General features: G+C 70.4%; 15 protein-coding genes and 2 pseudogenes. 8 read left to right on the top strand and 9 right to left on the bottom strand.

The annotated features are described in order from the left end of the window. The first annotated feature begins 24 nt into the window (after positions 1 to 24). The 3 genes and pseudogenes from AB0N14_RS35600 to AB0N14_RS35590 all read left to right on the top strand — a co-directional run bounded on the left by AB0N14_RS35600 (position 25) and on the right by AB0N14_RS35590 (position 3655). Positions 25 to 1292, top strand: a pseudogene (locus AB0N14_RS35600) (sensor domain-containing protein). Further along, positions 1277 to 1930 carry a response regulator transcription factor gene (locus AB0N14_RS35595; RefSeq protein ID WP_366029837.1) on the top strand — a complete coding sequence of 218 codons (654 nt, stop codon included), beginning with the start codon at positions 1277 to 1279 and terminating at the stop codon, positions 1928 to 1930. Before AB0N14_RS35600 ends, AB0N14_RS35595 begins: the two are co-directional and overlap by 16 nt. Before the next feature lie 210 nt (positions 1931 to 2140). Continuing rightward, positions 2141 to 3655, top strand: a complete 1515-nt coding sequence (locus tag AB0N14_RS35590) for a DUF1996 domain-containing protein (RefSeq protein ID WP_366029836.1) — start codon at positions 2141 to 2143, stop codon at positions 3653 to 3655. Positions 3656 to 3739: 84 nt separating this feature from the next. On the opposite strand, the gene AB0N14_RS35585 is transcribed toward AB0N14_RS35590, so the two are convergent. After that, the gene (locus tag AB0N14_RS35585) at positions 3740 to 4165 is read right to left on the bottom strand and encodes a hypothetical protein (RefSeq protein WP_200417050.1); all 426 of its coding nucleotides are present in this window, start codon (positions 4163 to 4165) and stop codon (positions 3740 to 3742) included. 143 nt (positions 4166 to 4308) lie between these two features. On the opposite strand from AB0N14_RS35585, the gene AB0N14_RS35580 reads away from it, so the two are divergent. From AB0N14_RS35580 to AB0N14_RS35570, 3 genes are all read left to right on the top strand, one after another. Beyond that, positions 4309 to 4836: a tetratricopeptide repeat protein gene (locus AB0N14_RS35580; RefSeq protein ID WP_366029835.1), complete on the top strand. Its 528-nt coding sequence runs from the start codon at positions 4309 to 4311 to the stop codon at positions 4834 to 4836. A gap of 224 nt (positions 4837 to 5060) precedes the next feature. Beyond that, positions 5061 to 6977: a hypothetical protein gene (locus AB0N14_RS35575; protein ID WP_366029834.1), complete on the top strand. Its 1917-nt coding sequence runs from the start codon at positions 5061 to 5063 to the stop codon at positions 6975 to 6977. Between the two features lie 115 nt (positions 6978 to 7092). Continuing rightward, positions 7093 to 7809, top strand: coding sequence for a TetR/AcrR family transcriptional regulator (locus tag AB0N14_RS35570; RefSeq protein ID WP_366029833.1), 717 nt, complete (start codon positions 7093 to 7095; stop codon positions 7807 to 7809). Between the two features lie 7 nt (positions 7810 to 7816). Here the strand turns inward: AB0N14_RS35570 and AB0N14_RS35565 are convergent, their stop codons facing one another. The 4 genes from AB0N14_RS35565 to AB0N14_RS35550 form a co-directional block, all read right to left on the bottom strand. Next, the gene (locus AB0N14_RS35565; protein ID WP_366029832.1) at positions 7817 to 8173 is read right to left on the bottom strand and encodes an isomerase; all 357 of its coding nucleotides are present in this window, start codon (positions 8171 to 8173) and stop codon (positions 7817 to 7819) included. A gap of 34 nt (positions 8174 to 8207) precedes the next feature. Then, positions 8208 to 9821 (bottom strand): fused response regulator/phosphatase, encoded by a 1614-nt coding sequence (locus AB0N14_RS35560; protein WP_366029831.1) that lies wholly within the window; start codon positions 9819 to 9821, stop codon positions 8208 to 8210. 79 nt (positions 9822 to 9900) lie between these two features. Then, positions 9901 to 15312 (bottom strand): pullulanase-type alpha-1,6-glucosidase, encoded by a 5412-nt coding sequence (gene pulA, locus AB0N14_RS35555; RefSeq protein WP_366029851.1) that lies wholly within the window; start codon positions 15310 to 15312, stop codon positions 9901 to 9903. Positions 15313 to 15630: 318 nt separating this feature from the next. Next, positions 15631 to 17013 carry an alpha-amylase family protein gene (locus AB0N14_RS35550; protein WP_366029830.1) on the bottom strand — a complete coding sequence of 461 codons (1383 nt, stop codon included), beginning with the start codon at positions 17011 to 17013 and terminating at the stop codon, positions 15631 to 15633. 229 nt (positions 17014 to 17242) lie between these two features. Between AB0N14_RS35550 and AB0N14_RS35545 the strand changes: the two are divergent. Beyond that, positions 17243 to 17892: pseudogene (locus AB0N14_RS35545) on the top strand (methyltransferase domain-containing protein). Between the two features lie 50 nt (positions 17893 to 17942). Here AB0N14_RS35545 and AB0N14_RS35540 read toward each other — a convergent pair. The 4 genes from AB0N14_RS35540 to AB0N14_RS35525 form a co-directional block, all read right to left on the bottom strand. Beyond that, a complete protein-coding gene (locus AB0N14_RS35540) occupies positions 17943 to 19607 on the bottom strand; it encodes a glycoside hydrolase family 13 protein (protein ID WP_366029829.1) in 1665 nt (554 codons plus the stop codon). Positions 19608 to 19827: 220 nt separating this feature from the next. After that, positions 19828 to 20736, bottom strand: a complete 909-nt coding sequence (locus AB0N14_RS35535) for an ABC transporter permease subunit (protein WP_366029828.1) — start codon at positions 20734 to 20736, stop codon at positions 19828 to 19830. Positions 20737 to 20749: 13 nt separating this feature from the next. Beyond that, on the bottom strand, positions 20750 to 21754 hold the full coding sequence (locus tag AB0N14_RS35530; protein WP_366029827.1) for a sugar ABC transporter permease: 1005 nt from the start codon (positions 21752 to 21754) through the stop codon (positions 20750 to 20752). A gap of 104 nt (positions 21755 to 21858) precedes the next feature. Then, a complete protein-coding gene (locus tag AB0N14_RS35525; protein WP_366029826.1) occupies positions 21859 to 23133 on the bottom strand; it encodes an extracellular solute-binding protein in 1275 nt (424 codons plus the stop codon). Positions 23134 to 23559: 426 nt separating this feature from the next. On the opposite strand from AB0N14_RS35525, the gene AB0N14_RS35520 reads away from it, so the two are divergent. Then, on the top strand, positions 23560 to 24594 hold the full coding sequence (locus AB0N14_RS35520) for a LacI family DNA-binding transcriptional regulator (protein ID WP_366029825.1): 1035 nt from the start codon (positions 23560 to 23562) through the stop codon (positions 24592 to 24594). The last annotated feature ends 88 nt before the right edge of the window (positions 24595 to 24682 follow it).

Genomic DNA, 24682 nt, shown 5'->3' with positions numbered 1-24682 from the left:
GCCCTCCCCGGCGAGACTGCTGCCATGAACACCAACGCGAAGAGCGGCTCTCTTCCCACGAGGGCCCGGGCCGTCGCACTGGCGGCGGGGCGGGGGTTCGTGCTGGCCCTGGTGATCGTTCCGGGCGCGGTTCTGTGCTACACGCTGTCCCTCGTGTCCCTCTCGCTCATCCCGATCGGCGTCGGGCTGGTCACCACACCGTGGGTGCTGACGCGGGTGCGGGCGTTCGCCGACTGGCGGCGGGTGCTCGCGGCGGAGTGGGGCGGAGTGAAGATGCCCTCGGCGTGCCGGCCGGTCCCCGAGGACGCCAACCCCTGGACGCGGACGTACGCGATGCTCCGCGACCCGGCGACCTGGCGGGATCTGCGGTGGTTGCAGGTGGACATGACGGCGGGGTTCCTCACCGCGCTGCTGCCGGCGGTACTGCTGTTCCACCCGCTGGAGGGGTTCGCGGTCGCGGCCGGGCTGTGGCGGCCGTTGTCCGAGTACGGCGGGTACTGGTACGGCTTCGTGCACGTCACCGACCAGGCCTCCGCGCTCGGCGCCGGCGCTCTGGCCGCCGTCCTCCTGGCCCTCGTCCCACTGGCACCGCGCCTGCTGACCGTCCACTTCCGGCTCACCCGGGCCGTACTGGGCGCAAGTCAGGGCGAGTTGGCCGAGCGGGTCCGGGTGCTGACCGAGACGCGCCGGGACGCCGTGGACACCGCCGCGGCCGAACTGCGCCGGATCGAGCGGGACCTGCACGACGGCGCGCAGGCCGGCTGGTGGCGATGGGCATGGACCTGGGCACCATCGAGTTGCTGCTCGACAAGAACCCGGCCAAGGCCAAGGAACTCGTCGCGCAGGCCCGCCGGTCCTCCGTGGAGGCCCTGGCGGAACTCCGCGAACTCGTCCGCGGCATCCATCCGCCGGTGCTCGCCGAGCGCGGACTGGGCGACGCCCTACGGGCGTTGGCGCTGCGGCTGTCCCTCGCCACCGAGGTGAACGCCGAGCTGGACGGCCGCGCCGAGGCGCCGGTCGAGTCGGCCGCCTACTTCGCGGTCAGCGAGGTCCTCACCAACGCGGTCAAGCACTCCGGTGCCGACCGGATCTGGGTCGACCTGCACCACGGCGAGGGCATGCTGCGCATCTCGGTGACCGACAACGGCAAGGGCGGCGCGGTGATCGGCGCGGGTTCCGGGCTCTTCGGAGTCGAGCGGCGGCTGGGTACGTTCGACGGCGTCCTGGCCGTCAGCAGCCCCGCGGGCGGTCCCACCGTGGTCACCATGGAGATCCCGTGCGCGTTGTCCTAGCGGAAGACCTCTTCCTGCTGCGCGACGGACTGGTCCGGCTGCTCGAAGCCCACGACTTCGAGATCGCCGCCGCCGTCGGGTCCGGTCCCGAGCTCACCCGCGCGCTGGCCGAACTGACGCCCGACGTCGCCGTAGTGGACGTACGCCTGCCGCCGACGCACACCGACGAGGGGCTGCAGTGCGCGCTGCGGGCCCGGCGGGAGCGGCCCGGGCTCCCGGTGCTGGTGCTGTCCCAGCACGTGGAGCAGTTGTACGCACGGGAGTTGCTCGCCGACGGCACCGGCGGGGTGGGCTATCTGCTCAAGGACCGGGTGTTCGACGCGGAGCAGTTCGTGGACGCCGTACGACGGGTCGCGGCGGGCGGCACCGCGATGGACCCGCAGGTGATCCAGCAGCTGCTGATGCGGCGTGCGGCGGACGACCGGCCGTCGGCGCGGCTGACGCCCCGTGAGCTGGAGGTGCTGGAGCTGATGGCGCAGGGCCGTTCGAACGCGGCGATCGCCGACCGGCTGGTCGTCACCGAGCGGGCGATCGCGAAACACACCTCCAACATCTTCGCGAAACTGGGCCTCGAGGTTTCCGACGACGACAATCGGCGGGTTCTGGCCGTGCTCGCCTATTTGGATCACGGCCGCTGAATCAGCTGAACGAAATTCAAAGAGATGAGGTCTACCCGCCTAAACTCCCGCTGAAACAGAGGCTTCTGCACCTCTTGTACCCGAATTGCCCTCAGGAACTTCCAAGTTTTTCTCCCGTCTCTGAACACCCCACCGGCCTCCTGCGTATGGGATGGCGCCGCTTCACCCCTGTCGGGCGCCTCCGCCCCGAAAGGAAGTCAGAGGAGTTCCATGGGACGCAACACGAGAAAACGCCGTATGCCGCTGGCCACCAAGGCCATAGCCGCCTCGGCTGCCCTAGCGCTCGGTGGGGGCGGGTTGCTCTGGGCCAACTACTTCGCCTCGGCCCACGAGACGAACAACCAGGCGTGGGGAGGGAACCAGACCAAGGCCGCCGGCGCCCAGGTGGCGACGCTCTCCTGCCCGGACGTCGGCCAGAAGCTGACGAACGTGCCGGCCGCGGCTCGCAACGGCGTGGCCGCGGAGCTCGCGAACCTCGACAAGCAGATCACCGAGGCCTACTCCCGGCTCGCCTCCACGCGCCAGGCCCAGGCGAACGACGCGAGCTTCGTGCAGAACGCGATCGTCGGCCCCCTCAAGGAGAAGCGGGCCGCGACGATCGACCGGATCAGGATCGACATCCAGCGGGTCGGCGGGACGTTCAACCAGTCGCTGTCCCAGCTCGCCGCCTGCACCACGCTGACCGCCAACCAGACCACCGCCGGCCAGAACAACGGTGGCCAGCAGCAGAACGGCGGTCAGCAGCAGAACGGGGGCCAGCAGCAGGGCAACAACGGTCAGCAGCAGGGCAACGGCGGCCAGGCCGGCAACGGCCCGGTGGCGGCCGACTTCGTCGACATCACGAAGGTCGCGCCGAACGTCCAGGGCAAGCCGCGCAAGACGGGCAACGCCTCGACGGGTCAGTTCGTCACGCGCTGCGGTGTGAACGCGAACAAGAACCACAACACCGACAACGTGATCGTGGCGCCCGGCGTGGCCAACGGCGCGCACCACCTGCACGACTACGTCGGCAACCAGAAGGTCAACGCCTTCTCGAGCAACCAGACGTTCCTGCAGGGCGGCACCAGCTGCCAGAACAAGAACGACCTGTCGTCGTACTACTGGCCGGTGGTCCGTATCCAGGACGGCACGCAGGACTTCGACCAGAACGCGGACGGCGGCGGCAAGGAAGGCAACGTCGGCCGGATCCTGACCCCCGTCCAGGCGGAGATCAAGTACGTCGGCAACCCGAGCAGCAAGGTCGTCGCGATGCCGCAGTTCCTGCGCGTCATCACCGGTGACGCCAAGACCACCACCAACGGTCTGGCGAACGCCAACGCGCACTGGAGCTGCACCGGCTTCGAGAACAAGGTCCAGCTGACGACGCAGTACCCGATCTGCCCGCAGGGCAGCGACGTGGTCCGCACGTTCGCCTTCCAGAGCTGCTGGGACGGCCAGAACATCGACAGCGCCAACCACCGCACGCACGTGGCCTTCGCCGACCCGGCGAGCGGCGTCTGCGGGAACGGCTTCAAGGCGATCCCGCAGCTGACGATGCGCCTCGTGTACAAGATCAACCCGCCGGTCGTCCAGAACGGCCAGGTGAAGAACGCCTACGCGGTGGACGGCTTCCCGGACCAGCTCCACAAGGCGGCCACCGACCACGACGACTTCATCAGCGTCACGACCGGCGGCCTGGCGAACAAGATCGCCAACTGCATCAACTCCGGTCAGAGGTGCCAGTGACCCGACTGAGCCGGTGAGCCACTGAAGAAGGCCGGTGGCGGGATCTCCCGCCACCGGCCTTCTTCGTGTGCCGCCGGGCCCGGCTCAGCCGCTGTGACCGGCGTGGGAGTGGTGGTCGGCGCCCACCTCGACATCGCCGCCGAGCTTGCCGCGCAGCGCCTTGACCACTCCGTCGTCGCCGACGGCGACCCACTTGCGGCCCACGAGGTAGTAACCGCCGTAGTCCTTGGCATCGTTGATCCACTCACGCTGGCCGCGGTCGGTGGCGAAGGTGGCGAGCACGAACTTGCCGTCGGAGTTGGTGCAGATGGCCTGACGGATCTCGTCGGCGTCCGTCTGGATGTTCGGCTTGCAGTTCACGTCCGCCGCCAGGTCCTCGAGGCTGCCGGTCGCCGCCGCCGGGACCTGGTCCTGGGCGGCCCCGGACGACCCGCCCGATCCGCCGCAGCCGGTCAGCACCAGCAGGGCGACGACAGCACCGGCCGCCAGCTTCTCGCGCGTCCACCTCATGTGTTCCTCCGGTCCTTCGGGCCATGCCGCTGGGAGCCCCGGCGAGGGGCCCTGCCCTTCCGTACGGCTGTGGTGCGTCCGGTGCTCAATGGCGGCACATCTGTGCGACAGTGTGCCGTCGGTACTCGTGACGAGGGGGATGGATGAGCACACCGGACTGGGAGGAGCGCCTGGCCGCCGCCTGGGCGGGCTTCGACAATCACGCCGGAACCACTGCATCCATCGGCAGCTCCGCTACGGGCGCCGACTTCCGGGCCTTGATCGACACGCTCGCCGCCGAACTGCCCGACGACAGCCCGCTCGGGCCGTTCGAACGGGCCTGCGCCTGGGACTCGACGGGCCACCCGGACCAGGCGGTGCCGCTGTACCGCGAGGCGCTGGCGCGCGGCCTCGACGGCTACCGCGGTCGCCGGGCCAGAATCCAGCTGGCCAGCTCGCTCAGGAACATCGGGCAGCCGGAGGAGGGCGTCAAGCTGCTGGCCCCGGAGCTCGACGGGCCGTCGGACGAGTTGGACGACGCGGTACGCGCCACTCTGGCCCTGTGCCTGTCGAGCCTGGGCCGCGACCGTGAGGGCCTCGCTCTGGTCCTCGGCGCGCTCGCCCCCCATCTGCCGCGCTACCAGCGGTCGATGGCGAACTACGCGCGGCTGCTGGTCGAACCCGGGAACTGAGCTCGCCGGGGCAGCCACGCCCCGATCAGCGGAGTGCGGCGGGTCCTGCTCGTACGCGGCTGATCGCCCTCCTGGCGCGGCACACGGGGCCGTCCCGGCGCCGGCACGGCTCCGCCATCGCGGCAGCGGGCGGGCTGCTGCCGCTCACCACCGCGTTGCCGCGGTGCCGGCGAGCCGGGCCGGCGTCCCGGTGACCAACCTCCGTCTCGCTCGTTTTGCCGGACGTGCAGCCACAGGATGTCGCCCCGCGCCCAACTCCGACCTCCGGACCGGTCGTCGACGTCGAGCAGGCCGAGGCCGCGCTCGTCGAGCACTACCCCCGGCTCGTCCGGCTCGCCTATCTGGTGCTGCCGCCGGGCCTCGGCCGCACCCGGCGGGTGCTGACCGCGCACGCCCTCGCCCAGCGGGCGCTGCCCCACGGGCGTGCCGCCGCGTCGGTGATCCCGGCCCAGGCGACGGGCTGCGACGGCGACCCCGGGTACTCCTTCGTCCGCCTCCGGGTGGTGCGCACGGCACTGGAGGCGGGAGCGCCGCTGCGGCGCGCCGCCTGGCCGAAGCGCTCCCAGCTGCCGCCGCTGCTGCCGCAGGTGTGGGGTCTGAAGCTCTTCCCGCGCTCGGGCGGCGCCGACGAACTCGCCCTGGACCAGCGGCTGTCGGCGCTCTCCGGCCCGGCCCGCGCCGCCTACGTCCTGCGCGGCCTGGAGAAGCTCCCCGACGACGAGGTGCGCAAGGTGCTCGCCGCGGCGGGCGTCACGGACCCGGCGTCCGCAGTCCGGCAGGCGAAGAAAGTGCGCGCGCAGGACGCGCTGCTGGACTCCCCCGAGTTCGACCCGTGCTCCCTTCAGGCCCGCCCCACCGACCTGATGCGGCGCCGCCGGCACGCGAAGGCGACGCTCGCCGCGGCGGCGGCCGTCGCGGTGTGCGGAGCGCTGCTCGCGCTGCCCGGCGGCGGCTGGGGCGCGGACGACGCGGCCGCCCCCTCGAACGCGATGAACCCGGCCGCGCAGGTCGCCCTGGACCCGGCCCGGTTGACGACGGTGCCGCCCGCCGCCTGGAAGACCTCGGCGCGCACCGACTTCTCCGTGTGGCCCGCGCGCGGTGCCCTCACCCGCGACCGGGCGCTGCTGCGGCGCGCGCTCACCGCCTGGGCGCGGCCCGGTGACTCCGTCCGGGTCTCGATGACCCCGGGCACCCCCTCGGGCGCTCCGCCCGGTCCGCCGCGGCTGCTGTACGCGGGGCAGGTCGACACCACGCGCGTGGTGGTCTTCTACGACGGTCTGCGCATCGTGCGCTACGCCGAGCCGAAGGACGGCTCCCGCGGGGCCGCGCTCGACTTCGCCCGGGTCGACGGGGCGGGCGGAGCCGAGACGGACGCGGTGGTGCTGGACCGCGCCGACGGCAACGTCCGCTATCTGACGGCCCCTTGGGTGACCGGTGCCGTCGAGCGGGACCTGCGCAAGCCGACGGCGGGGACGATGGACCTCCGCCTGACCGGCGGGGTGACCGCGCCGCTGGCGAGTCCGGCGCAGCAGACCGGCTCGTGCTCGTCGTGGAACGTGCTGCAGCTGACCGGCGGCTCGGGCACGCGGCTGCTGACCGACCTCGGCGAGCTGGTGCCGGCGCACCTGACCGTGGGCCGGCCGGGCGCGCCGGGGGAGGTTTCCGGGGCGACGGCGCTGCGCGCGTGGGCGCCCCTCGCCTGCTCGATGGCGGTGGTGCGGTCGCAGGGTGTGAGGTCGGTGAACGCGTGGGAGTACGCGCGGCAGGCGCTGCCGGACGCCGCCGGGGACGCGAGCTGGGTGTGCACGCGGGCGGACACGTGGCGGGGTGACGGCGCCCAGGTGCAGGCGCAGTTCCACACGCCGGGCGGGGCCTCCGGGGCGGTCGCGGCGCAGGCCGAGGACGTGCCGGCGTGCGGTGCGAAGGATCCCCATGTGCTGGCGGGGGTGCTGTGGAAGTCGGCGAAGGGCGACTGGTATCTGCTGGCCGCCGGGGCCGAGGACACCAAGTCGATCCGGGCGACGGGCGGGGTGAACGGGTCGGCGGAAGCCCGGCTGCTGACCGTGCGCGCAAAGCAGGGAGCGGAGGCGCGGTTGAAGGGGACGCTGAAGGACGGTAGGACGATCGGCGCATTGCGGTGACTCGGCACCGGGTCCGTGTGCTGCGCCCGTTCGGTGAGAGACCTGTGATTGAGATGTGAACAACTGCTGGCGTTCGGAGCCCTGCGCGGCTGGATTCGATCGGTAAGGTGTTCGCATGACAACCGGGGTACGCCGCAGACTGGGAGTCGAGGAGCGGCGGCAGCAGTTGATCGGCGTCGCGCTGGAACTGTTCAGCCAGCGCTCCCCCGACGACGTCTCCATCGACGAGATAGCGTCGGCCGCGGGTATCTCGCGGCCGCTGGTCTACCACTACTTTCCCGGCAAACTCAGCCTGTACGAGGCCGCGTTGAAGCGTGCCTCCGAGGACCTCGCGGCCCGGTTCGTGGAACCGCAGGAGGGTCCGCTCGGCGCCCGGCTGCTGCGAGTGATGCGCCGGTTCTTCGACTTCGTCGACGACCACGGCCCCGGTTTCTCCGCGCTGATGCGCGGCGGCCCGGCCGTCCCCGCGGACGGAGTCCGCTCAAGGGATGCCGTCTCCCGTACCAACGCGCTCGTCGACGCGGTGCGGCAGGCCGCCTATGTCCAGATCCTTGCGCACCTGCAGGTGCAGAACCCGCCCGCCCGCCTCGAGCTGGTGATCCGCTCCTGGATCTCGCTCGTCGAGTCCACGGCACTGATCTGGCTCGACGGCCGGCGGATCCCGCGCCGGGAGCTGGAGGCCCAGCTCGTGCGCGACTTGGCGGCGCTGACGGCGGTGAGCGCCGCCTACGACGGCGAGATGGGCGCGCTGCTGCGCCGCATGCTCGGTGACGAGCCGGCCGACGGTCCGTTCGGCGATCTGGTCGCCCGGCTGATCACCCTGGCGTCCTGAGGATTCGTCAGCTCTCGAACTTCCGATACGAGGCGTCCAGGTCCCGCACCTCGGCGGACGCGTGCAGCGCGAGGTCCCCGGCGGGCTTGATGTGCTGCCGCAGCAGCTCCAGCGTGGTCTCGGTGAGCCTCGCCTTGGTCTCCTCGGTGCGCCCGGCGAGCAGCCCCAGGGTGACGTGCACGATGGCGTGCCCGTCGGTGTCGGCCCCGACCGTGGTGTCGTCGGTGCGGCGGAACTGCGTCTTGCACGCCTCGATCCTCGCGGCCGCGATGTCGACCACCCGGTCGTGCAGCGCCACCGCGAACGCACGCCGGTCGAAGGCGTCCTGAAGCGGTGCGGAGTAGTCGACGGTGATCTGCGGCATGGGCACTCCTGTTCTACGGCGGGATGTGCTCACCCTAGACGGTGCCGGTGAGCCGCAGCGCCAGCAGCGCGATGTCGTCCTGCCGGTCCCGGCCGAAGCAGCCGAGCAGCGTGTCGCACAGCGACGCGACGCCGGCCGGGGCGTCGGCGGCGGCCCTGCGCAAGTGTTCCATCGATACGGTCAGGTCGGTGCCGCGGTCCTCGATGAGCCCGTCGGTGACCATCAGCAGCCGGTCGGTGGGCCGCAGCACCGTCTCGGTGGACGGGGGCCGGTCGAGCCCCAGACCGAGCAACGGCCCTTTGGCGGCGGCGTAGGCGGCGGTGCCGTCGTCGCGCACGACAAGCGGCGGAATGTGCCCGGCGTTGGCGATGCGCGCGCGCCCGCTGTCCGGGTCGACCAGAACCAGGCAGACGGTCGCGGTGACGTCCGCGTGGTAGTGCTGGAGCAGCCGGTCCAGCCGCCGGGCCAGGCTCCGCGGGTCCGGGTCCTCCAGGCAGTAGGCGCGCAGCGCGTGCCGGATCTCGACCATGACGGTGGCCGCGTCCAGCGAATGCCCGGCGACGTCGCCCACCGCGGTCAGCACCCCGCCCGCGGTGGTCAGCGCGGCGTAGAAGTCACCCCCGATCTCGGTCTGCCGGGAGGCGGGCACATAGCGGACGACCGTCTCGACACCCCGTGTCGGGGGCGCCTTCTGGGGCAGGAAGCTGTGCTGCAGGGTGAGCGCCACATGGCGTTCCACCTGGTACATGAGCAGGGCGTCCGCGGCGAGCGCGGTGGCCTGGGCCAGCCGGGTGACCAGCGGGTCGCCCTCGTCGCCCGGGCCACGCGCGGGCACGGCGAGGCACACGGCCGGTTTGCCCTCCCGGGTCCGCGTCACCACCACGCGGGCGTCCCCGGCGTGTCCGGGCCCCAGGAGCCCGGCCGGCCACAGCGGATACGGCACCACGGTGCCGCGCGCCCCGGTGTGCCCGGTGGCCAGGCCGCGGATCAGCCGGGCCACGGTGTCGTGCGCCTCGGCATCGGGAGGAACGGCGGACGCGCGTGAGCGGGACAGGCCCCGGTACAGCTCACCGTCCTCGCCGAGCACGAAGACGACCGCGGGGAAACCGGTGAGCCGGGCGGTGCCCTCGGCGGCGGCCCGGACGAGTCCCGTCATGCACCCCGCCGCCTGCACCGAGACGATCGTCTCCGACAGCAGCGTCAGCCGTCGCGCCAGCGCCTCCGCACCGGTGCGCATCCGGGCCCCGCGCACGGCGGCCCGTACGACGGCCTGGATCTCCTCGGGTGCGGCCGGCACCGACAGATACGCCTCGCCGCCGGAGTCCAGCCCCCGGCAGCGGACACCGGGTCCGGCCGAGGCGGCGGAGAAGTGCACGACCGGCAGGGCGGCGGTGGGCGGTGACGACTTGAGCCTGCGGCACAGTTCGAAGCCGCTCATGTCCGGCAGGCCCACCTCGACGAGGGCGACATCGGGCAGGGTGCCGTCGCGTACCCGTGCGTGGAGTTCGGTCAGCGCCTCGCCGCCGCTGGCCACGGGCACGACGTGGTGGCCGGCCCGGGCCAGCACGCTGCCCAGGGCATGGCGGCCGGCCGGAGCGTCGTCGACCACCAGCACGGTGGAGCCCGTGTGTTCGCCGTTGCCGTCCATGAGAGAGCCGCCCCTCGGCGCTCGGGAAGGGAAATGGGGCGGAGCCGGAGCTTCCGGTCCGCCCCACCACGCTAGTGTCCTAGCGCGTCCCCCGGGTGAAGACCGCGACAGTACGACCCGGAACGGCGAACGTGCCGGATTTCGCCGCGTAGGAGGCCGTCTTGACGGTAGGGTCCGCGCCCGCGGCCTGCACCGGGTGCAGCGCGTAGTGCTCGCCGGCGAGGGCGGCGACCGTCTGCTGCTGCGTCTTCGGCGTCGCGTTGAAGACGACGACCAGGTCACCCAGCTCCATCGTGATCACGCCGGGCGTCTCGTCCTTCCCGGAGAGCGGGAAGGAGAGCCGCGACTGCACCCGGTCGGCGGTGGCGAGGGAGAAGACGGGCTCGGTGGTCCGGATCCTGAGCAGGTCCCGGTAGGCGGCAAAGGCGCCCTCGATCTGCTGGCACCCCACCTTCACCGAGGTGAGCAGGGGACCCGCGTACGGCCACTTGGACTGGTTGTCGGCCGCCATCGGCAGCCCCCGTCCGAAGCCGTTGCCGTCCCGGCAGTCCCAGTGGACGGCGTTGAACCAGTCGCCGCTGTCGTAGGAGTTGCGGTCCAGCGACTTGGAGCGCAGCAGGTCGCTGCCGGCCTGGGAGAGGGACGGGCCCTGCGAGAGGGTGGCCGTGGCCATGGCGAGCACCTGCATCCGGGCCCGGTCGGCCGCGGAGGTGTCCTTCGGCAGCTTGTAGGCGAGGGCGTCGAACAGCGACTCGTTGTCGTGCGCGTCGGCGTAGGCGAGGGCGTCGCCGGGCGCGTCCGCGTACCCGGCGGGTGAGCCGCCGTAGTCGATCTCGGCCCCGGTGACGTCCTTGCCTGCTGAGTCGGTGAAGCGGTACTTGGCGAGGTTGCCGGTCAGGCCGACCTTGATCAGGTCCTGGTCGTGCAGGAGGCGGGCCTTCTGCTCGGCCGTGGTGCCGTTCGCCGGCGAGGAGTTGGGGTCGGTGTACAGCCCGGACGCGAAGCCCTGGACGCCGGGGTCGGCGTCGAAGGGGCTGCCGCCGCGCACGGCGTCGCGGGCGCGGTCGGAGAAGGTCGCGATACCGGTGCCGGCCATGTTCTTCTGTGTGGCCTGCACGAAGCGGGCGTCGTCGGCGACCTCGCCGAAGTTCCAGCCCTCCCCGTACAGAATGATCTTCTTGCCGTCGACACCGTCCTTGGCGGGGGTGAGCGCGTCGAGGGCCTTCCGGACCGCCAGGATGTTGGCCTTCGGGTGGTGGCCCATGAGGTCGAAGCGGAACCCGTCGACCTTGTACTCCTTGGCCCAGGTGACGATCGAGTCCACGACCAGCTTGCCCATCATCGCGTTCTCGGGCGCGGTGTTCGCGCAGCAGGTCGAGTTGGCCACCGAGCCGTCGGCGAGGAGCCGCTGGTAGTAGCCGGGCACGATCTGGTCGAGCACGGAGGTGTCGGCCTCACCGCTCGCCGAGGTGTGGTTGTAGACGACGTCCATCACGACCCGGAGGCCGTCCTCGTTGAGCGCCTTGACCATTCTGCGGAACTGGACCGTACGGGCCGTGCCGTCCGGGTCGGTGGCGTAGGAGCCCTCCGGGACCGTGAAGTGGTACGGGTCGTAGCCCCAGTTGTAGGCGTCCTTCGCGGCGGTCGCCGCGACGCACCCCTGCTGCCGGTCGGAGGCGGGGGCGTAGGAGGCGAGGTCGCAGCCGGGGGTGGCCTGCTCCGACTTCCTCTCGGGGACCGTCGCGAAGTCGAAGGCGGGCAGCAGGTGGACGTACGAGGTACCTGCCCCGGCCAGCTCCCGCAGGTGCTTGGAGCCGTCGCTGTTGCTGTCGGTGAAGGCCAGGTAGGTGCCCCGGTCCTCGGCCGGCACGGTGCTGTCCGCGACCGAGAAGTCGCGGATGTGCAGCTCCTGGATCTGCGCGTCCCTGAGCGGCACGGCCTTCGGCTTCTTCAGAGCCGACCAGCCGCTCGGAGCCAGGGACTTGTCGTCCAGGTCGACGATCAGGCTGCGCTTCGAGTCGGCGGTCAGGGCCAGGGAGTAGGGGTCGGTGACCTTGTTGGTGACGACCTTCCGGACGCTGGGCGCCCACACCTTCACAACGTAGCGGTAGGGCTTGTTCCGCCAGGAGGCCGGGCCGGTGACGGACCAGACGCCGGTGGTGTCGTCGCGCTTCATGGCGACGGTGGAGCCGTCGAGCTCCAGTTTCACCGACTGGGCCGTCGGCGCCCACAGCGCGAGGGTGGGACGGCCGTGGTGGAAGACCGGCCCGAGCCCGGCCTTCGTCGCGTCGTACAGGTCGTCGAGGACTCCGGCGATCTGGACGCCCGTCGCCGCCAGGACCGCGCCGTTCGCGGCCCGCTGCGAGGCCACGATCTGGCCGCCGAGCGCCTCACGCACCCGGTCGCGGTCGCGCGGGTCGACGGACCAGGCCGTGTAGTCCTTCAGGTACGGGAACTTCGCCTTCTGCGCAGCGGAGAGCGTCGTCCTCGTCAGGCGCAGCCAGCGCTCGTCGTCACTGGTCAGCGTCCCGTCCTTGACGGTGATCGAGCCGTGGTGGGAGTAGACGAGCTGGGTGGACACGGCGCCGTCGACACCGTTCCAGGCGAGCGTGTCCCGGTCGATCCAGACCGCCTTGGAGGTGGCCAGGTCGAGGGCCGCCGCGCTTCCCGCGGGCTGCGGCAGCAGGTACTTCTCCTGGCCGTTCAGCAGCCACACCTCGTAGCCGTTCGCCTTGAGGTCGAGCCACTGGTCGGCGGCGAGGTCCTTCTCGTCGCCCTTGTGGATGATGTAGCTGAGGCCGGTGGCACCGGCGGCGAGCGGCACCTCGAAGACCGCGCCGTACGCGTCGGTCCGCACCGGCTTCAGCGGGCTGGACCAGTCGGTGGGGTTCGCGGCGCCGGTCCAGACGTGGATGCTCCAGCCGTCGTAGTTCCCGTCGGCGCGGTGGTAGTGGATGACGGCCTTGGTGGTGTCCTGCGCCGGGTACCCGGGCCTCTGCGTGAGCACCGCCTCCTTGCCCTGCTCGACCCACACCTCCCCGGTCTTGGTGACGTCGACGCTGCGGTCGGCGGAGACGTCCTTGTTCCCGTCCCTGTCGATGACGAGGAAGCCGACACCGGAGGCGCCCGGCTTGAGCTTGACGTAGGCGAAGGCGCCGTACGCGTCACGGCCGACGAAGGGATGGCTCATCGGCCAGGTCGTCGCCTCGCCGTCGGCGATGTCGCCCCAGGCGTACAGGCCCCAGTTCGCGTAGTCGCCGTCGGCGCGCTTGTAGTGGACGATCACGTAGTCGCGCGAGGACGCCGTGGGGATCTGCGGGGCGGGCGGGGTGCCGGTGGTGCTGCCGGCCGTGGCGCTCGCGGTGCGGCCCGCCGAGTCGACGACGACCGCCTTGTAGCGCAGGGCGGTCCCGGCCGGGACGTCCTTGCCGATCGTCTGGGTGACCTTGTACGGGGCGTGGTCGGCGGAGCCCAGGACCTTCCAGGCGCCGTCGCCGACCTGGGCCGCGAAGACGACGCGGTCGAGCTGCCCGCCGGTGACGTCGGCGGAGACCTCCACCGTGCCGGTGGCGCCCGCGTCCGGGGCCTTGAGGGTGAGGGCCGGCTCGACGGCGGGGGCGCCGAGCGGGCCGGCGGCCTTGAAGACGACCGCCGACCGGGCCGGGACGGTGACGGTGACGTTCTTGTCGGCGTCGCTCGTGAGGGAGGCGTCGGTGCCGTGGATGCCGCGGAAGGTCATGCCGGCCGACCCGGTGGCGAAGGTGGCCGTCTTGCCGTCGTCCGCGTTGTTGAAGGCGACGACGTACTCGGTGCCGTCCGTACCCGTACGGGAGAAGGCGTAGACACCGGGGCCGTCGGCGGCGTAGCGCTGGGTCTGGACGCCGTCGATGAGCGCGGGGTTGTTCTTGCGCAGCTTGGAGAGAGCGGCGATCTCCTTGTAGAGCGGCGCACTGGTGTCGTACGAGTCACTGGCGTGCGTACGGTCGGTGCCGATCTCGTCGTCGTCCAGGTAGTCCGCGACCCTGGAGGCGAACATGGTCTGGCGGGCGTCCTTGTCGCCGCCGGAGCCGGTGAAGCCCTGCTCGTCGCCGTAGTAGACCACCGGGTTGCCGCGGCTGAGGAACATCACCTCGTTGGCGAACTCGTCCTTGGCGAGCAGTTCGGCGTCGGTGGCCTTCGGGTTGTCCTGCTTCAGGAAGTACCCGATGCGCCCCATGTCGTGGTTGCCGAGGAAGGTGACCTGCTCGTAGGCGTTGGCCTTGCCGGTCGTGTACTTGTAGTCGCCGGCGAAGACGTCCGCGAGCTTCTGTGCGCTGCCGTCCTGGGAGGCGTAGGTGCGGGCCGCGTCCTGGAAGGGGAAGTCGAGCGTGGCGTCGAGACGGCCCTGGGTGACGTACGGCGAGGTGATGGAGGTGTCGGCGGAGTAGACCTCGCCGAACATGAAGAAGTTCCTGCGGCCGTGCGCGGCGGCGTACCGGCCGAGCGCGGTCGCCCACTGCGTCCAGAACTCCATGTTCACGTGCTTCACGGTGTCGATCCGGAAGCCGTCGACGCCGAAGTCCCGCACCCAGCGCTCGTAGATCTTCTCCATGCCCTGGACGACCTCGGGACGCTCGGTCCACAGGTCGTCCAGGCCGGAGAAGTCGCCGTACGTGGTGGACTCACCGGCGTAGGTCGAGTCACCCCGGTTGTGGTACATCGTCGGGTCGTTGAGCCAGGACGGGACCTTGAGGTTCCGCTTGGCGGCGGGAACGACCGGGGTGCGCGGGAAGGAATCGGCGTCCACGGCCGGGAAACGCCGGGTGCCGTCGGCGTACTCGGCGTCGTCGAAGGGCCGGCCGTCCTTGGTCAGGTACGGGAAGGCGCCCTTGGAGAGGTAGTCGTAGGACTTCTCCGCATAGTCGACGACGTCGGCGGTGTGGTTGGTGATGACGTCGAAGAAGACCTTCATGCCCTTGGCGTGCGCCTTGGAGATGAGGGTCGTCAGGTCCTTGTTGGTGCCGAAGTGCGGGTCGACCTGGGTGAAGTCGGTGACCCAGTACCCGTGGTACCCGGCCGAAGCGTTCGCGCCCGTTCCCTGGACCGGCTGGTTCTTGAAGATCGGCGCCATCCAGATGGCGGTGGTGCCGAGCCCCTTGATGTAGTCGAGCCGGTCGGTCAGGCCCTTGAGGTCGCCGCCCTGGTAGAAGCCCTTGTCGGTGGGGTCGTAGCCGGTGGCCAGACGTGAGCCGGTGAGCCCGCCGCGGTCGTTGGAGGGGTCCCCGTTGGCGAAACGGTCCGGCATGACGAAGTAGAACTGCTCGCGGGTGTCACCGTGCCGCGCGGGCTGCGCGGCGAGCTTCGCGTCGGACGGGGGCGCCGGCGGGGGGGCGGCGTGAGCGGCGAGGGGCGGGAGGAGAGCGGCGGCGAGCGCGGCGACGACGGTGGCCGCGACCCTTCTCCGGTACGGGGTGCGGCGCTTGCTTGTCTGCTTCCGCCTCCGGGGCGCCACAGCCGGTGTTGAGGCGACGATCGTGCCCAGCCCTTCGGGCCTCCGCGCGCTCGCCTCCTCAACACCGGCGCGCCCCTGCGGCTCCGGCGTGCGGGGCGCCGGCCATCTCGGTATCACAGGTGTGAACTCCTTGCGTGTACGGCTCAGGTGGGTCCGGCCCCTACGCCGCGGGACGGCTTCGTCGCCGGGCGCCGGCGTGACCGTATCGCTCACGCAAGGTTTACAGCAAGAGACTTGAAAACAATAGAAAGGAATTGCATCCACAGGGGCCCGCCGCCACGCATACGGCGGGCAGCGGGCCCCTCGGGAAGTGCCGGCTCAGCAGCTGGACTTGCCCGCGTAGAGGGCGAGCGCCGTGTTCGGGCCGACCGATGCCTGGAACCAGCCGCTGCTGTTCACCGTCACGGTCCTGTTGCCCTGCACATCGCAGTACGTGCCGGGCGGCAGAGACGTCTCGAACCAGCGGTCGGCCGTCGCGCTCTCATGGTTGATCACCACATAGCCCTTGCTTCCGCGGCCGAAGGCGATGAGGTTGTTGCCGTCGTCCCACCACTTGGTGACCGCCTGGCCGCGCGTGGCGTTGCGGAAGGCGACCATCGACTTGATCTCCGGCCACGCGTGCTGGCACTTCCAGCCGTCCTGCCAGCAGGCGTTGACCTGTCCCCCGTTCGGCGGGCCGGCGTCCGCGTCGGACCACTCGTAGCCGGAGTTGATGTCGGGCGCGCCGTACGGCCAGGCGAGCATGAAGACGTTCGCCAGCGTGTAGTTGGCGCCGTCCTTGTAGTTGAGGGTCGAGCCGTTGCGCTCGGTGTCGTGGTTGTCCACGAAGACCCCGGCGACCGAGCTGCTCAGGTAGCCCCAGGGCTCACCGAAGTTGCTCAGATAGGCGAGCTTCTCGCTGTTGAAGACCCGCTTGAGGTCGTAGGCGTAGCGGAATTCCTGGACGTCGCCGTTGCCGGTGTACTCGGTCGGCTGGACCGCCTCGCCGGCGCCGTAGATGACCTCCTGCTTCCAGTACGCGGACGGGTTGGTCAGCCTCGACTTGATGTTGGCCAGGTCGTCCGCCGGGATGTGCTTGGCGGCGTCGATGCGGAAGCCGTCGACGCCCAGGCCGAGCAGGTCGTTCATGTAGCCGGCGATCGTGCTGCGGACGTGCTCCTCGCCGGTGTCCAGATCGGCGAGGCCCACGAGTTCGCAGTGCTGGACGTTCCAGCGGTCCTGGTAGTTGGTGACCTGGGCGGTGCAGTCGTCGAAGTCGGCGTACGTGTACAGGCCGGGATAGTCGTACTTCGTGTAGGAGGAGCCGCCCGTGCCGGTGCCGCTGCCGGCCGACATGTGGTTGACGACGGTGTCGACGACGACCTTCACACCCGCCGCGTGGCAGGTCTTGACCATGTTCTGAAAGGCCGTGCGGTCGCCGAGACGGCCCGCGATCCGGTAGCTGACCGGCTGGTACGACGTCCACCACTGGGAGCCCTGTATGTGCTCGGCGGGCGGGGAGACCTGGACGTAGCCGTAGCCGCCCGGGCCGAGGGTGTTGGTGCACTCCTTGGCGACCGAGGCGAAGTTCCACTCGAAGAGGACGGCGGTGACGTCCTTGGTGCCGGGTGGGGAGGCGTGGGCGGTCCCGGCGGGGGCGGCGAGTGCGACCGACGCGGCCGCCACGAGGGCGAGGGCGCCGGAGAGCGTTCTGCTGGACATGTGGGGGTTCCTTCTCCGTTGAAGGATCTGCTGAGGCGAGGGCCTGTGGGAGGGCACCGAGACCCCCTGAAGGGAATTGCTGCAAGTTTTCAACTACTTGCAGTGCAGCAGACCGTACGAGCCCCGCCCCCGGCGGTCAACCCTACGGACATGCCCCTGTCACCCAAGCGAAAGGCGCCGGACCGGCAGAGCGTGCCGACCTGTCAGTGACCTGCTCTGGATTCCCCGCATGACCGAGCCCTCTTACCTCGCAGCCGTCCGGGAGTCGTACGACACCGTCGCGGCCGACTATGCCGCACGCGTGAAGGACCCCGCCGATCCCGACCCCTTGTCCCGTGCGATGCTGGCCGCGTTCACCGAGGTCGTGCGGAGCGCCGGGCGGGGGCCGGTCGCGGACCTGGGCTGCGGGCCCGGCAAGGTGACGGCGCATCTGGCCACGCTGGAGGTACCGGTCTTCGGTGTCGACGTGTCGCGAGGATGATCGAACTGGCTCCGCAGGCCTATCCGAACCTGCGGTTCACGGTGGACTCGATGACCGCGCTGGAGGTCGGCGACGGTGAGCTCGGGGGCGTCCTCGCCTACTACTCCACGCACCACACTCCGCCGGAGTTGCTGCCGGTCGTGTACGCCGAATCCCACCGCGTCCTCGCTCCCGGAGGACATCTGCTGCTCGTCGGCCATGTGGGGAACCATGAGCATGTGCGTCACGCACAGGCCTACGGCGGCCACCCGGTGTCCCACGAGTCCCATCTGCTGCCGCCGGACCGGATCGCCGAGCTGCTGGGAGAGGCGGGATTCGTCGTCACCGCGCGACTCGTGCAGGAGCCCGCGGAGGGTATGAAGAGGACGGTCGCCAGTTTCCTGGCCCGCGAACCGTAGGGCCCGCCGTCCCCAGCGACGGCGGGCCCCGCAACGTCCTGACGGAACCGTCAGGAAGCCGTCCACCACACCGTCGTGTCCGACGGCAGTTTCGCCTCCGCCTCCGCGACCGTCACCTCGGAGCTCGCGACCAGCACGCGCCCGTACGCCGGGATCGTCACCGCCTCGCCCGTCGTGTTCGCCACGCAGACGAAGTCGCCGCGGCGGAAGGCGAGGACGCCCTCGGGGGCCTTCAGCCACTCCACCGCGTCGCCCGCGCCCAGGTCGGCGTGGGTGCGGCGGGCCGCGAGCGCCGTGCGGTACAGCTCCAGGGTGGAGTCGGGGACGCCCTGCTGGGCCTCCACGCTCAACTCGCCCCAGTTCTCCGGCTGCGGGAGCCAGCTGCCGCCGGCGCCGAAGCCGTACGACGTACCCGTGCGCGTCCACGGGATCGGGACCCGGCAGCCGTCGCGGAAGCCGTCCTGGCCGGCGCCCCGGAAGTAGGCGGGGTCCTGGCGGACCTCGTCGGGGAGGTCCACGACGTCCGGGAGGCCCAGTTCCTCGCCCTGGTAGACGTACGCCGATCCCGGCAGTGCCAGCATCAGCAGGGTCGCCGCCCTCGCCCGCCTGAGACCCAGTTCGCGGTCGCCCGCCTCGCGGATCTGGGTGCCGAGGGCCGCGTCGTGGGCGAAGCGGGTGGCGTGCCGGGTCACGTCGTGGTTGGACAGGACCCAGGTGGCGGGGGCGCCGACCGGGCGCATCGCGTCGAGGGTGCGGTCGATGACATCGCGCAGTTCGCCCGCGTTCCAGTGGCTGCTCAGGTACTGGAAGTTGAATGCCTGGTGCAGTTCGTCCGGGCGGACGTAGTTCGCGGTGCGCTCGATGGTCGGGGTCCACGCCTCGGCGACGAAGACTCGGTCCCCCGTGTACTCGTCGAGGATCGTGCGCCACTCGCGGTAGATCTCGTGCACGCCGTCCTGGTCGAAGAACGGCATGACATCGTTGCCCAGCAGCTTGAGCTGGTCGTGGGTGCCCAGGTCGGGCAGGCCGTCGGCCTTCACCAGGCCGTGGGCGACGTCGATGCGGAAGCCGTCGACGCCCATGTCCAGCCAGAAGCGGAGGATCGAGCGGAACTCGTCGCCGACGGCCGGGTGGTTCCAGTTGAAGTCGGGCTGTTCGGGGGCGAAGAGGTGCAGGTACCACTCGCCGTCCGGGACCCTGGTCCAGGCCGGGCCGCCGAAGATGGACTCCCAGTCGTTGGGCGGGAGTTCGCCGTTCTCGCCCTTTCCGGGGCGGAAGTGGTAGCGGTCCCTCAGCGGCGAGCCGGGGCCTTCGGCGACCGCCCGCTTGAACCACTCGTGCTGGTCGGAGGAGTGGTTGGGGACCAGGTCGACGATGACGCGCAGGCCCAGCTCGTGGGCGTCGCGGATCAGCGCGTCCGCGTCCAGCAGGTTGCCGAACATGGGGTCGACGGCACGGTAGTCCGCGACGTCGTAGCCGGCGTCGGCCTGCGGCGAGGCGTAGAAGGGGCTGAGCCACACGGCGTCCACGCCGAGGTCGCGCAGATACGGAAGTCGGGAACGTACGCCCTCCAGGTCACCCATGCCGTCGCCGTTGCTGTCGGCGAAGCTGCGCGGATAGACCTGGTAGATCACCGCGTCCCGCCACCAGTCGCGGCGCTTGGCGACGGTGGCGAGGGCGGTGTTCGGGGCCGGGTCGGCGGAGTGCTGGCTCATGGCGTCCTTGATGCGATGGGGGTCCCTCCGCTCGAGCGAAGTCGAGAGTGGGGGAGGGATGCTTCGGGTCATGGGCATGGGTACGGCGGGCAGGTTGACGAGGCGGCCGCGGTGACAGCGGGGTCTGGGAGTCCCCCCTGCTCGAAGGGCTCGGGGGAGGACACCGCGGCCGCCACCCGCGCGGACAGGCGCGCGGGAGCCGTTGTTGGCGAGGCGGGGCTCAGCCCTTCGTGCCGCCCGCGGTGAGGCCGGTCACCAGGTTCTTCTGCACCAGGTAGAAGAACGCCGACACGGGTATCGCGATCAGCACCGCGGTGGCGGCCATCAGGTTGCGCTGGGCGTCGTGCTCGCTGATGAAGCTCTGGAGGCCGACGGCGAGCGTGTACTTCTTGTCGTCCAGCATGAAGGTGGTGGCGAAGGCGACCTCGCCGAACGCGGTGATGAAGCTGTAGAAGGCGGCGACCGCGAGGCCCGGCTTGGCGAGCGGCAGGATCAGCCGTGCGAACGTGCCGAAGGGGGTCAGCCCGTCGACGCGTCCCGCCTCGTCGATCTCGAACGGGATGGTGTCGAAGTAGCCCTTCAGCAGCCAGGCGCAGTACGGCACCGCCGTCGAGCAGTACACCAGGATCAGGCCGAAGTAGTTGTCGATGAGCTGCAGGTCGGCCAGGATCTGGTACATCGGCACCATGAGAACGGCTACCGGGAACATCTGGGTGACCAGGAGCACCCACATGAACTTCCGGTAGCCCGGGAAGCGCATGCGGGAGACCGCGTACCCGGTGGTCGCGGCGACCAGGACGCCGAGCACCGTGGTGCCGAGCGAGACGATCAGGGAGCTCTTCAGCCAGTCGAAGAAGCCCGTGTGCTGGAGGACGAACGAGTAGTTCTCGAACGTCATCTTCTTCCAGATGCCGCCCGGGTGCAGGTAGTCGTCCTTGTCCGGTCCGAGGGACAGGAACATCAGCCAGGCGACCGGGAAGAGCGCCACGACGCTCCCGACGATCAGGATGCCGTGGGAGGCGAGGGACGCGACGAGGCCGCGCTCACCACGGGAGCGGGGTGTGCGGGCGGCGCCCGCCGGACCGGCCTCGGTCACCGCGACGGAGGTCTCGACGGTGGTCGTACTCATGGGGACTCCTGCCTCAGATCGCGAGCTGCTGCTCGTTGCGGTTCAGCCAGCGGCGGTAGAACGAGGTGAAGACGATCAGGATGGCCAGCAGCAGGATGCCGTAGGCCGCCGACTGCGCGAAGTCACGCGGCTGCTGTCCGAAGCCCAGGTAGTACGCCCAGGTGACGAGGATCTGGGCGTCGGGGGCGGTGTTGCCGAACAGCAGGAAGATGACGGCGAACTGGTTGAAGGTCCAGATGATGCCGAGCAGGACCACGGTGGAGCTGACGGACCTCAGACCCGGAAGGGTGACGTACCGGAACCGCTGCCATGCGTTCGCGCCGTCCATCTCGGCGGCTTCGTACAGGGAGGCGTCGATGGACTGCAGGCCGCCGAGCAGCGAGACCATCATGAACGGCACACCGCACCAGGTGTTGACCATGATCGCGGCGAACCGCTGCCAGAAGGTGTCCTCGAGCCACGACGGCGTCGGCAGGTGCAGGGCGTGCAGTGCCGAGTTGATGATGCCGCCGTCCGCGAGCATGAAGCGCCAGCCGAAGACGGTGACGAAGGTGGGCACGGCCCACGGCAGGATCAGCATCAGCCGGTAGAAGGTCCGCCCCCGCAGCTTCTGGTTGAGTAGCAGGGCCAGTCCGAGCCCGATCGTGTAGTGGAGTGTCACGCACAGCGCGGTCCACACGATGGTCCAGATGAAGTGCGACCAGAAGCGGTCGTAGGAGGTCGGGCCGAACAGGATGTCCTTGTAGTTGTCGAGCCCGATGAACTTGTACGTGGCGTCGATGTGGTTGACGCCGATCGTGCGGGCGGTGTTGAGGCTGTTGGCGTCGGTGAGCGTGAGGTAGAGGCCGTACACCAGCGGGTACAGCACGAGGACGCCGAGCACGATCGCCACCGGTGCGATCATCGCGTAGGCGTACCAGTGCTTCTGGTAGCCGTATCTGATGCGCCGGCCCAGGCCGGGACGCGGTCCCGGCTCACCGCGCCGCTTGCCGGTCGCTCGGTCGATGGCGACTGTCATGGTTCGACAACCTTCTTGGAGGTCTGCAGATCAAGGGGTGGCCTGAGCACAGGCCGGTGGCCGCCGGATCCCTCCCCCCAGGGGGATCCGGCGGCCACGGCGGCTCACTTGCTGAAGTCGGGGACCAGCTTGGCGATCGCGAGTTCCGCGTTGCTCAGGCCCTTGTCCAGCGATTCCTTACCGCCCGCGATCTTGGGCAGCTCGGTGTCGAGCGGGCCCCACAGCGAGCTGTACTCCGGCAGCGCCGGGCGCGGCTGGGCGGCGGACAGGACCGACTGGTAGCCGGCGATGCCGGGGTCGGCCTTGACCTGCGCGGTGTAGGCGTCGTCACGCGTGGGCAGCGTGGAGTTCTTCAGGGCGATGGTCTCCTGGGACTTCGCCGAGGTCATGAAGTTGACGAGCTTCAGCGCCGCTTCCTGGTGGGCCTTGTCGGAGCCGGCGTAGACGGAGAGGTTGTGGCCGCCGGTCGGGGCGCCCGCCTTGCCGGTGGAGCCGGCCGGGACGGTGGCGATCCCGAGGTTGGACTTGTCGCTGAAGGCGGAGCCCTTGTAGAAGTTCGTGATCTCCCACGGGCCCTGGATGATGGCGGCGACCTTGCCGTTGACGAACGCGTCCTGGATGTGGGCGTAGGCGTCGGCGGTGGTGTCGGCCTTGTGCAGGCCCTTGCCGGAGAACGTGCTCAGCCAGGTGCCGTACGCCTTCTTCGCGGCGGCCGAGTTCACGGTGATCTTCTTGGCGCCGGCGTCGACGGTGTCGGTGCCCTCGCCGTAGAGGAAGGTCTGGGCGTAGTAGGACTGGGTGGAGCCCCAGTAGCCGTCGGCGCCGGTCTTGTCCTTGACCTTCGCGGCGTCGGACTTCAGCTCGTCCCAGGTCTTGGGGGCCTCGGTGATGCCGGCCTTCTTGAACAGGGCCTTGTTGTAGACCAGGGCGAGGGTGTCGGTGACCAGCGGCACGCCGTAGGTCTTGCCGTCGTACTGGGCCTGCTTGATCAGGCTGGGCTGGAACTTGCTCTGGTCGGCGAGGGCCTCGGTGCCGTCCAGCGGCAGGAAGTAGCCCTTCTTGGCGAAGGCGGGGGTCCAGCCGACCTCGGAGCGCAGCACATCGGGGGCGCCCTTGGAGCCTGCGGCGGTGTCGAACTTGTTCTGCGCCTGGTCGAAGGGGACGTTGACGTACTTGACCTTGACGGTCGGGTTGGCCTTCTCGAAGTCCTTGACCAGCGCCTGGTACGTCGGCGCCTCATTGGTGGCGTTGGAGGTGTCCCACCAGGTGATGGTGACCGGGCCGTCGGACTTGCCGCTGCCGCCGTCACTTCCGCCGCAGGCCGTCGCCGCGAGGGCGACGGACGCCACCAGCGCGGTGGCCGCTATGCCACGCCGCATGAGTTCTCCTTGAGGGTGAAAGCCCGAGTGCTACAGGTGGCGGCCCCGTCTGCCGCCCCTGCCGACTGCCGACTGCTTCCTTGCGGCCGCCGGGCGACGGTGAACGTAACAGCGATGCAATCGCCGCGAAAGACCTTGCAGCAAAAAAATGAAAGAAGCGACAATGGTTACCGCGCCGTGACCTCGCTGTGAGAGCCCATAGACCTGTGTTTGCGGCTGCTCCGCGGGACCACGGACACTTGTGCAAGACTCTGCAAGCTCTTGCCACACGTCACCGGCGCGGGAATCATCCCGTTGCGGACCGGACGCCGAAACAGAACACGAGGGAGCGCGATGTCGCAGCAACCCGCAGCGGGGCGTTCAACCGCCCGGGCCCGGCGTCCCTTTGGTGGGCAAGCGGACAGGCGGCCGGTACAGTCCAGTGGCGTGACCACACGGCTTGCCGACATCGCGGCGCAGGCGGGGGTCAGCGAGGCGACCGTGAGCCGTGTCCTGAACGGAAAGCCGGGCGTCGCGGCGACCACCCGCCAGTCCGTGCTGGCCGCTCTCGACGTGCTCGGCTACGAGCGCCCGGTCCGGCTGCGGCAGCGCAGCGAGGGGCTGGTGGGCCTGATCACCCCGGAGCTGGAGAACCCGATATTCCCCGCCCTGGCCCAGGTCATCGGCCAGGCCCTGACCCGGCAGGGGTACACACCGGTGCTGGCGACGCAGACGCCGGGCGGCTCCACCGAGGACGAGCTGACGGAGATGCTCGTGGACCGCGGGGTCGCCGGGATCATCTACGTCTCCGGGCTGCACGCGGACACCAACGCCGACATGCAGCGCTACGAGCGGCTGCGCGCCCAGGGCGTGCCGTACGTGCTGGTGGACGGCTTCTCGCCGAAGGTGCAGGCGCCGTTCATCTCCCCCGACGACCGGGCCGCGATGGCCCTCGCGGTGACGCATCTGGTGTCCCTCGGGCACACCCGGATCGGACTCGCGCTCGGTCCCAAGCGGTTCGTGCCGGTGCAGCGCAAGATCGAGGGTTTCGTGCGCACCATGCAGGAGCAGCTCGGGCTGACCGTGGAGGACATCGAGTCCCGGCTGATCCAGCATTCGCTGTACACCCTGGAGGGTGGTCAGGCGGCGGCGTCCGCGCTGATCGACCGGGACTGCACGGCGGTGGTGTGCGCGAGCGACATGATGGCGCTCGGGGCGATACGGGCGGCGCGGCAGCGGGGCCTGGAAGTCCCCACGGACATCTCGGTGGTGGGCTTCGACGACTCGCCGCTCATCGCGTTCACGGACCCGCCGCTGACGACGATCCGCAAGCCGGTCCCGGCGATGGGGCAGGCGGCGGTGCGCACGTTGCTGGAGGAGATCGGTGGGACACCCGCACCCCACAGCGAGTTCGTGTTCATGCCGGAGCTGGTGGTGCGCGGGTCGACGGCTTCGGCCCCTGGGGACCGGAGTCGTCCCTAGTGCCGCAACAGGCAACGTTCGCCCCGTCGCGACGCCCGGCACTCCCCCAAGCTCTCGGCTTCGCTCGAGCAGGGGGGACCCCCACCCC

Source organism: Streptomyces sp. NPDC051104, from assembly GCF_040682835.1.
Lineage (GTDB): Bacteria > Actinomycetota > Actinomycetes > Streptomycetales > Streptomycetaceae > Streptomyces > Streptomyces cynarae.
This window is presented reverse-complemented; position numbering and strand designations above follow the sequence as displayed.

Bases quoted from the DNA above. Each gene is read 5' to 3' on its own strand.
- AB0N14_RS35565 (WP_366029832.1), bottom strand. From the start codon at position 8,173: ATGCCGCAGATCACCGTCGACTACTCCGCACCGCTTCAGGACGCCTTC.
- AB0N14_RS35560 (WP_366029831.1), bottom strand. From the start codon at position 9,821: ATGGACGGCAACGGCGAACACACGGGCTCCACCGTGCTGGTGGTCGAC.
- AB0N14_RS35550 (WP_366029830.1), bottom strand. From the start codon at position 17,013: ATGTCCAGCAGAACGCTCTCCGGCGCCCTCGCCCTCGTGGCGGCCGCG.
- AB0N14_RS35590 (WP_366029836.1), top strand. From the start codon at position 2,141: ATGGGACGCAACACGAGAAAACGCCGTATGCCGCTGGCCACCAAGGCC.
- AB0N14_RS35540 (WP_366029829.1), bottom strand. From the start codon at position 19,607: ATGAGCCAGCACTCCGCCGACCCGGCCCCGAACACCGCCCTCGCCACC.
- AB0N14_RS35530 (WP_366029827.1), bottom strand. From the start codon at position 21,754: ATGACAGTCGCCATCGACCGAGCGACCGGCAAGCGGCGCGGTGAGCCG.
- AB0N14_RS35580 (WP_366029835.1), top strand. From the start codon at position 4,309: ATGAGCACACCGGACTGGGAGGAGCGCCTGGCCGCCGCCTGGGCGGGC.
- AB0N14_RS35535 (WP_366029828.1), bottom strand. From the start codon at position 20,736: ATGAGTACGACCACCGTCGAGACCTCCGTCGCGGTGACCGAGGCCGGT.
- AB0N14_RS35585 (WP_200417050.1), bottom strand. From the start codon at position 4,165: ATGAGGTGGACGCGCGAGAAGCTGGCGGCCGGTGCTGTCGTCGCCCTG.
- AB0N14_RS35525 (WP_366029826.1), bottom strand. From the start codon at position 23,133: ATGCGGCGTGGCATAGCGGCCACCGCGCTGGTGGCGTCCGTCGCCCTC.
- AB0N14_RS35570 (WP_366029833.1), top strand. From the start codon at position 7,093: ATGACAACCGGGGTACGCCGCAGACTGGGAGTCGAGGAGCGGCGGCAG.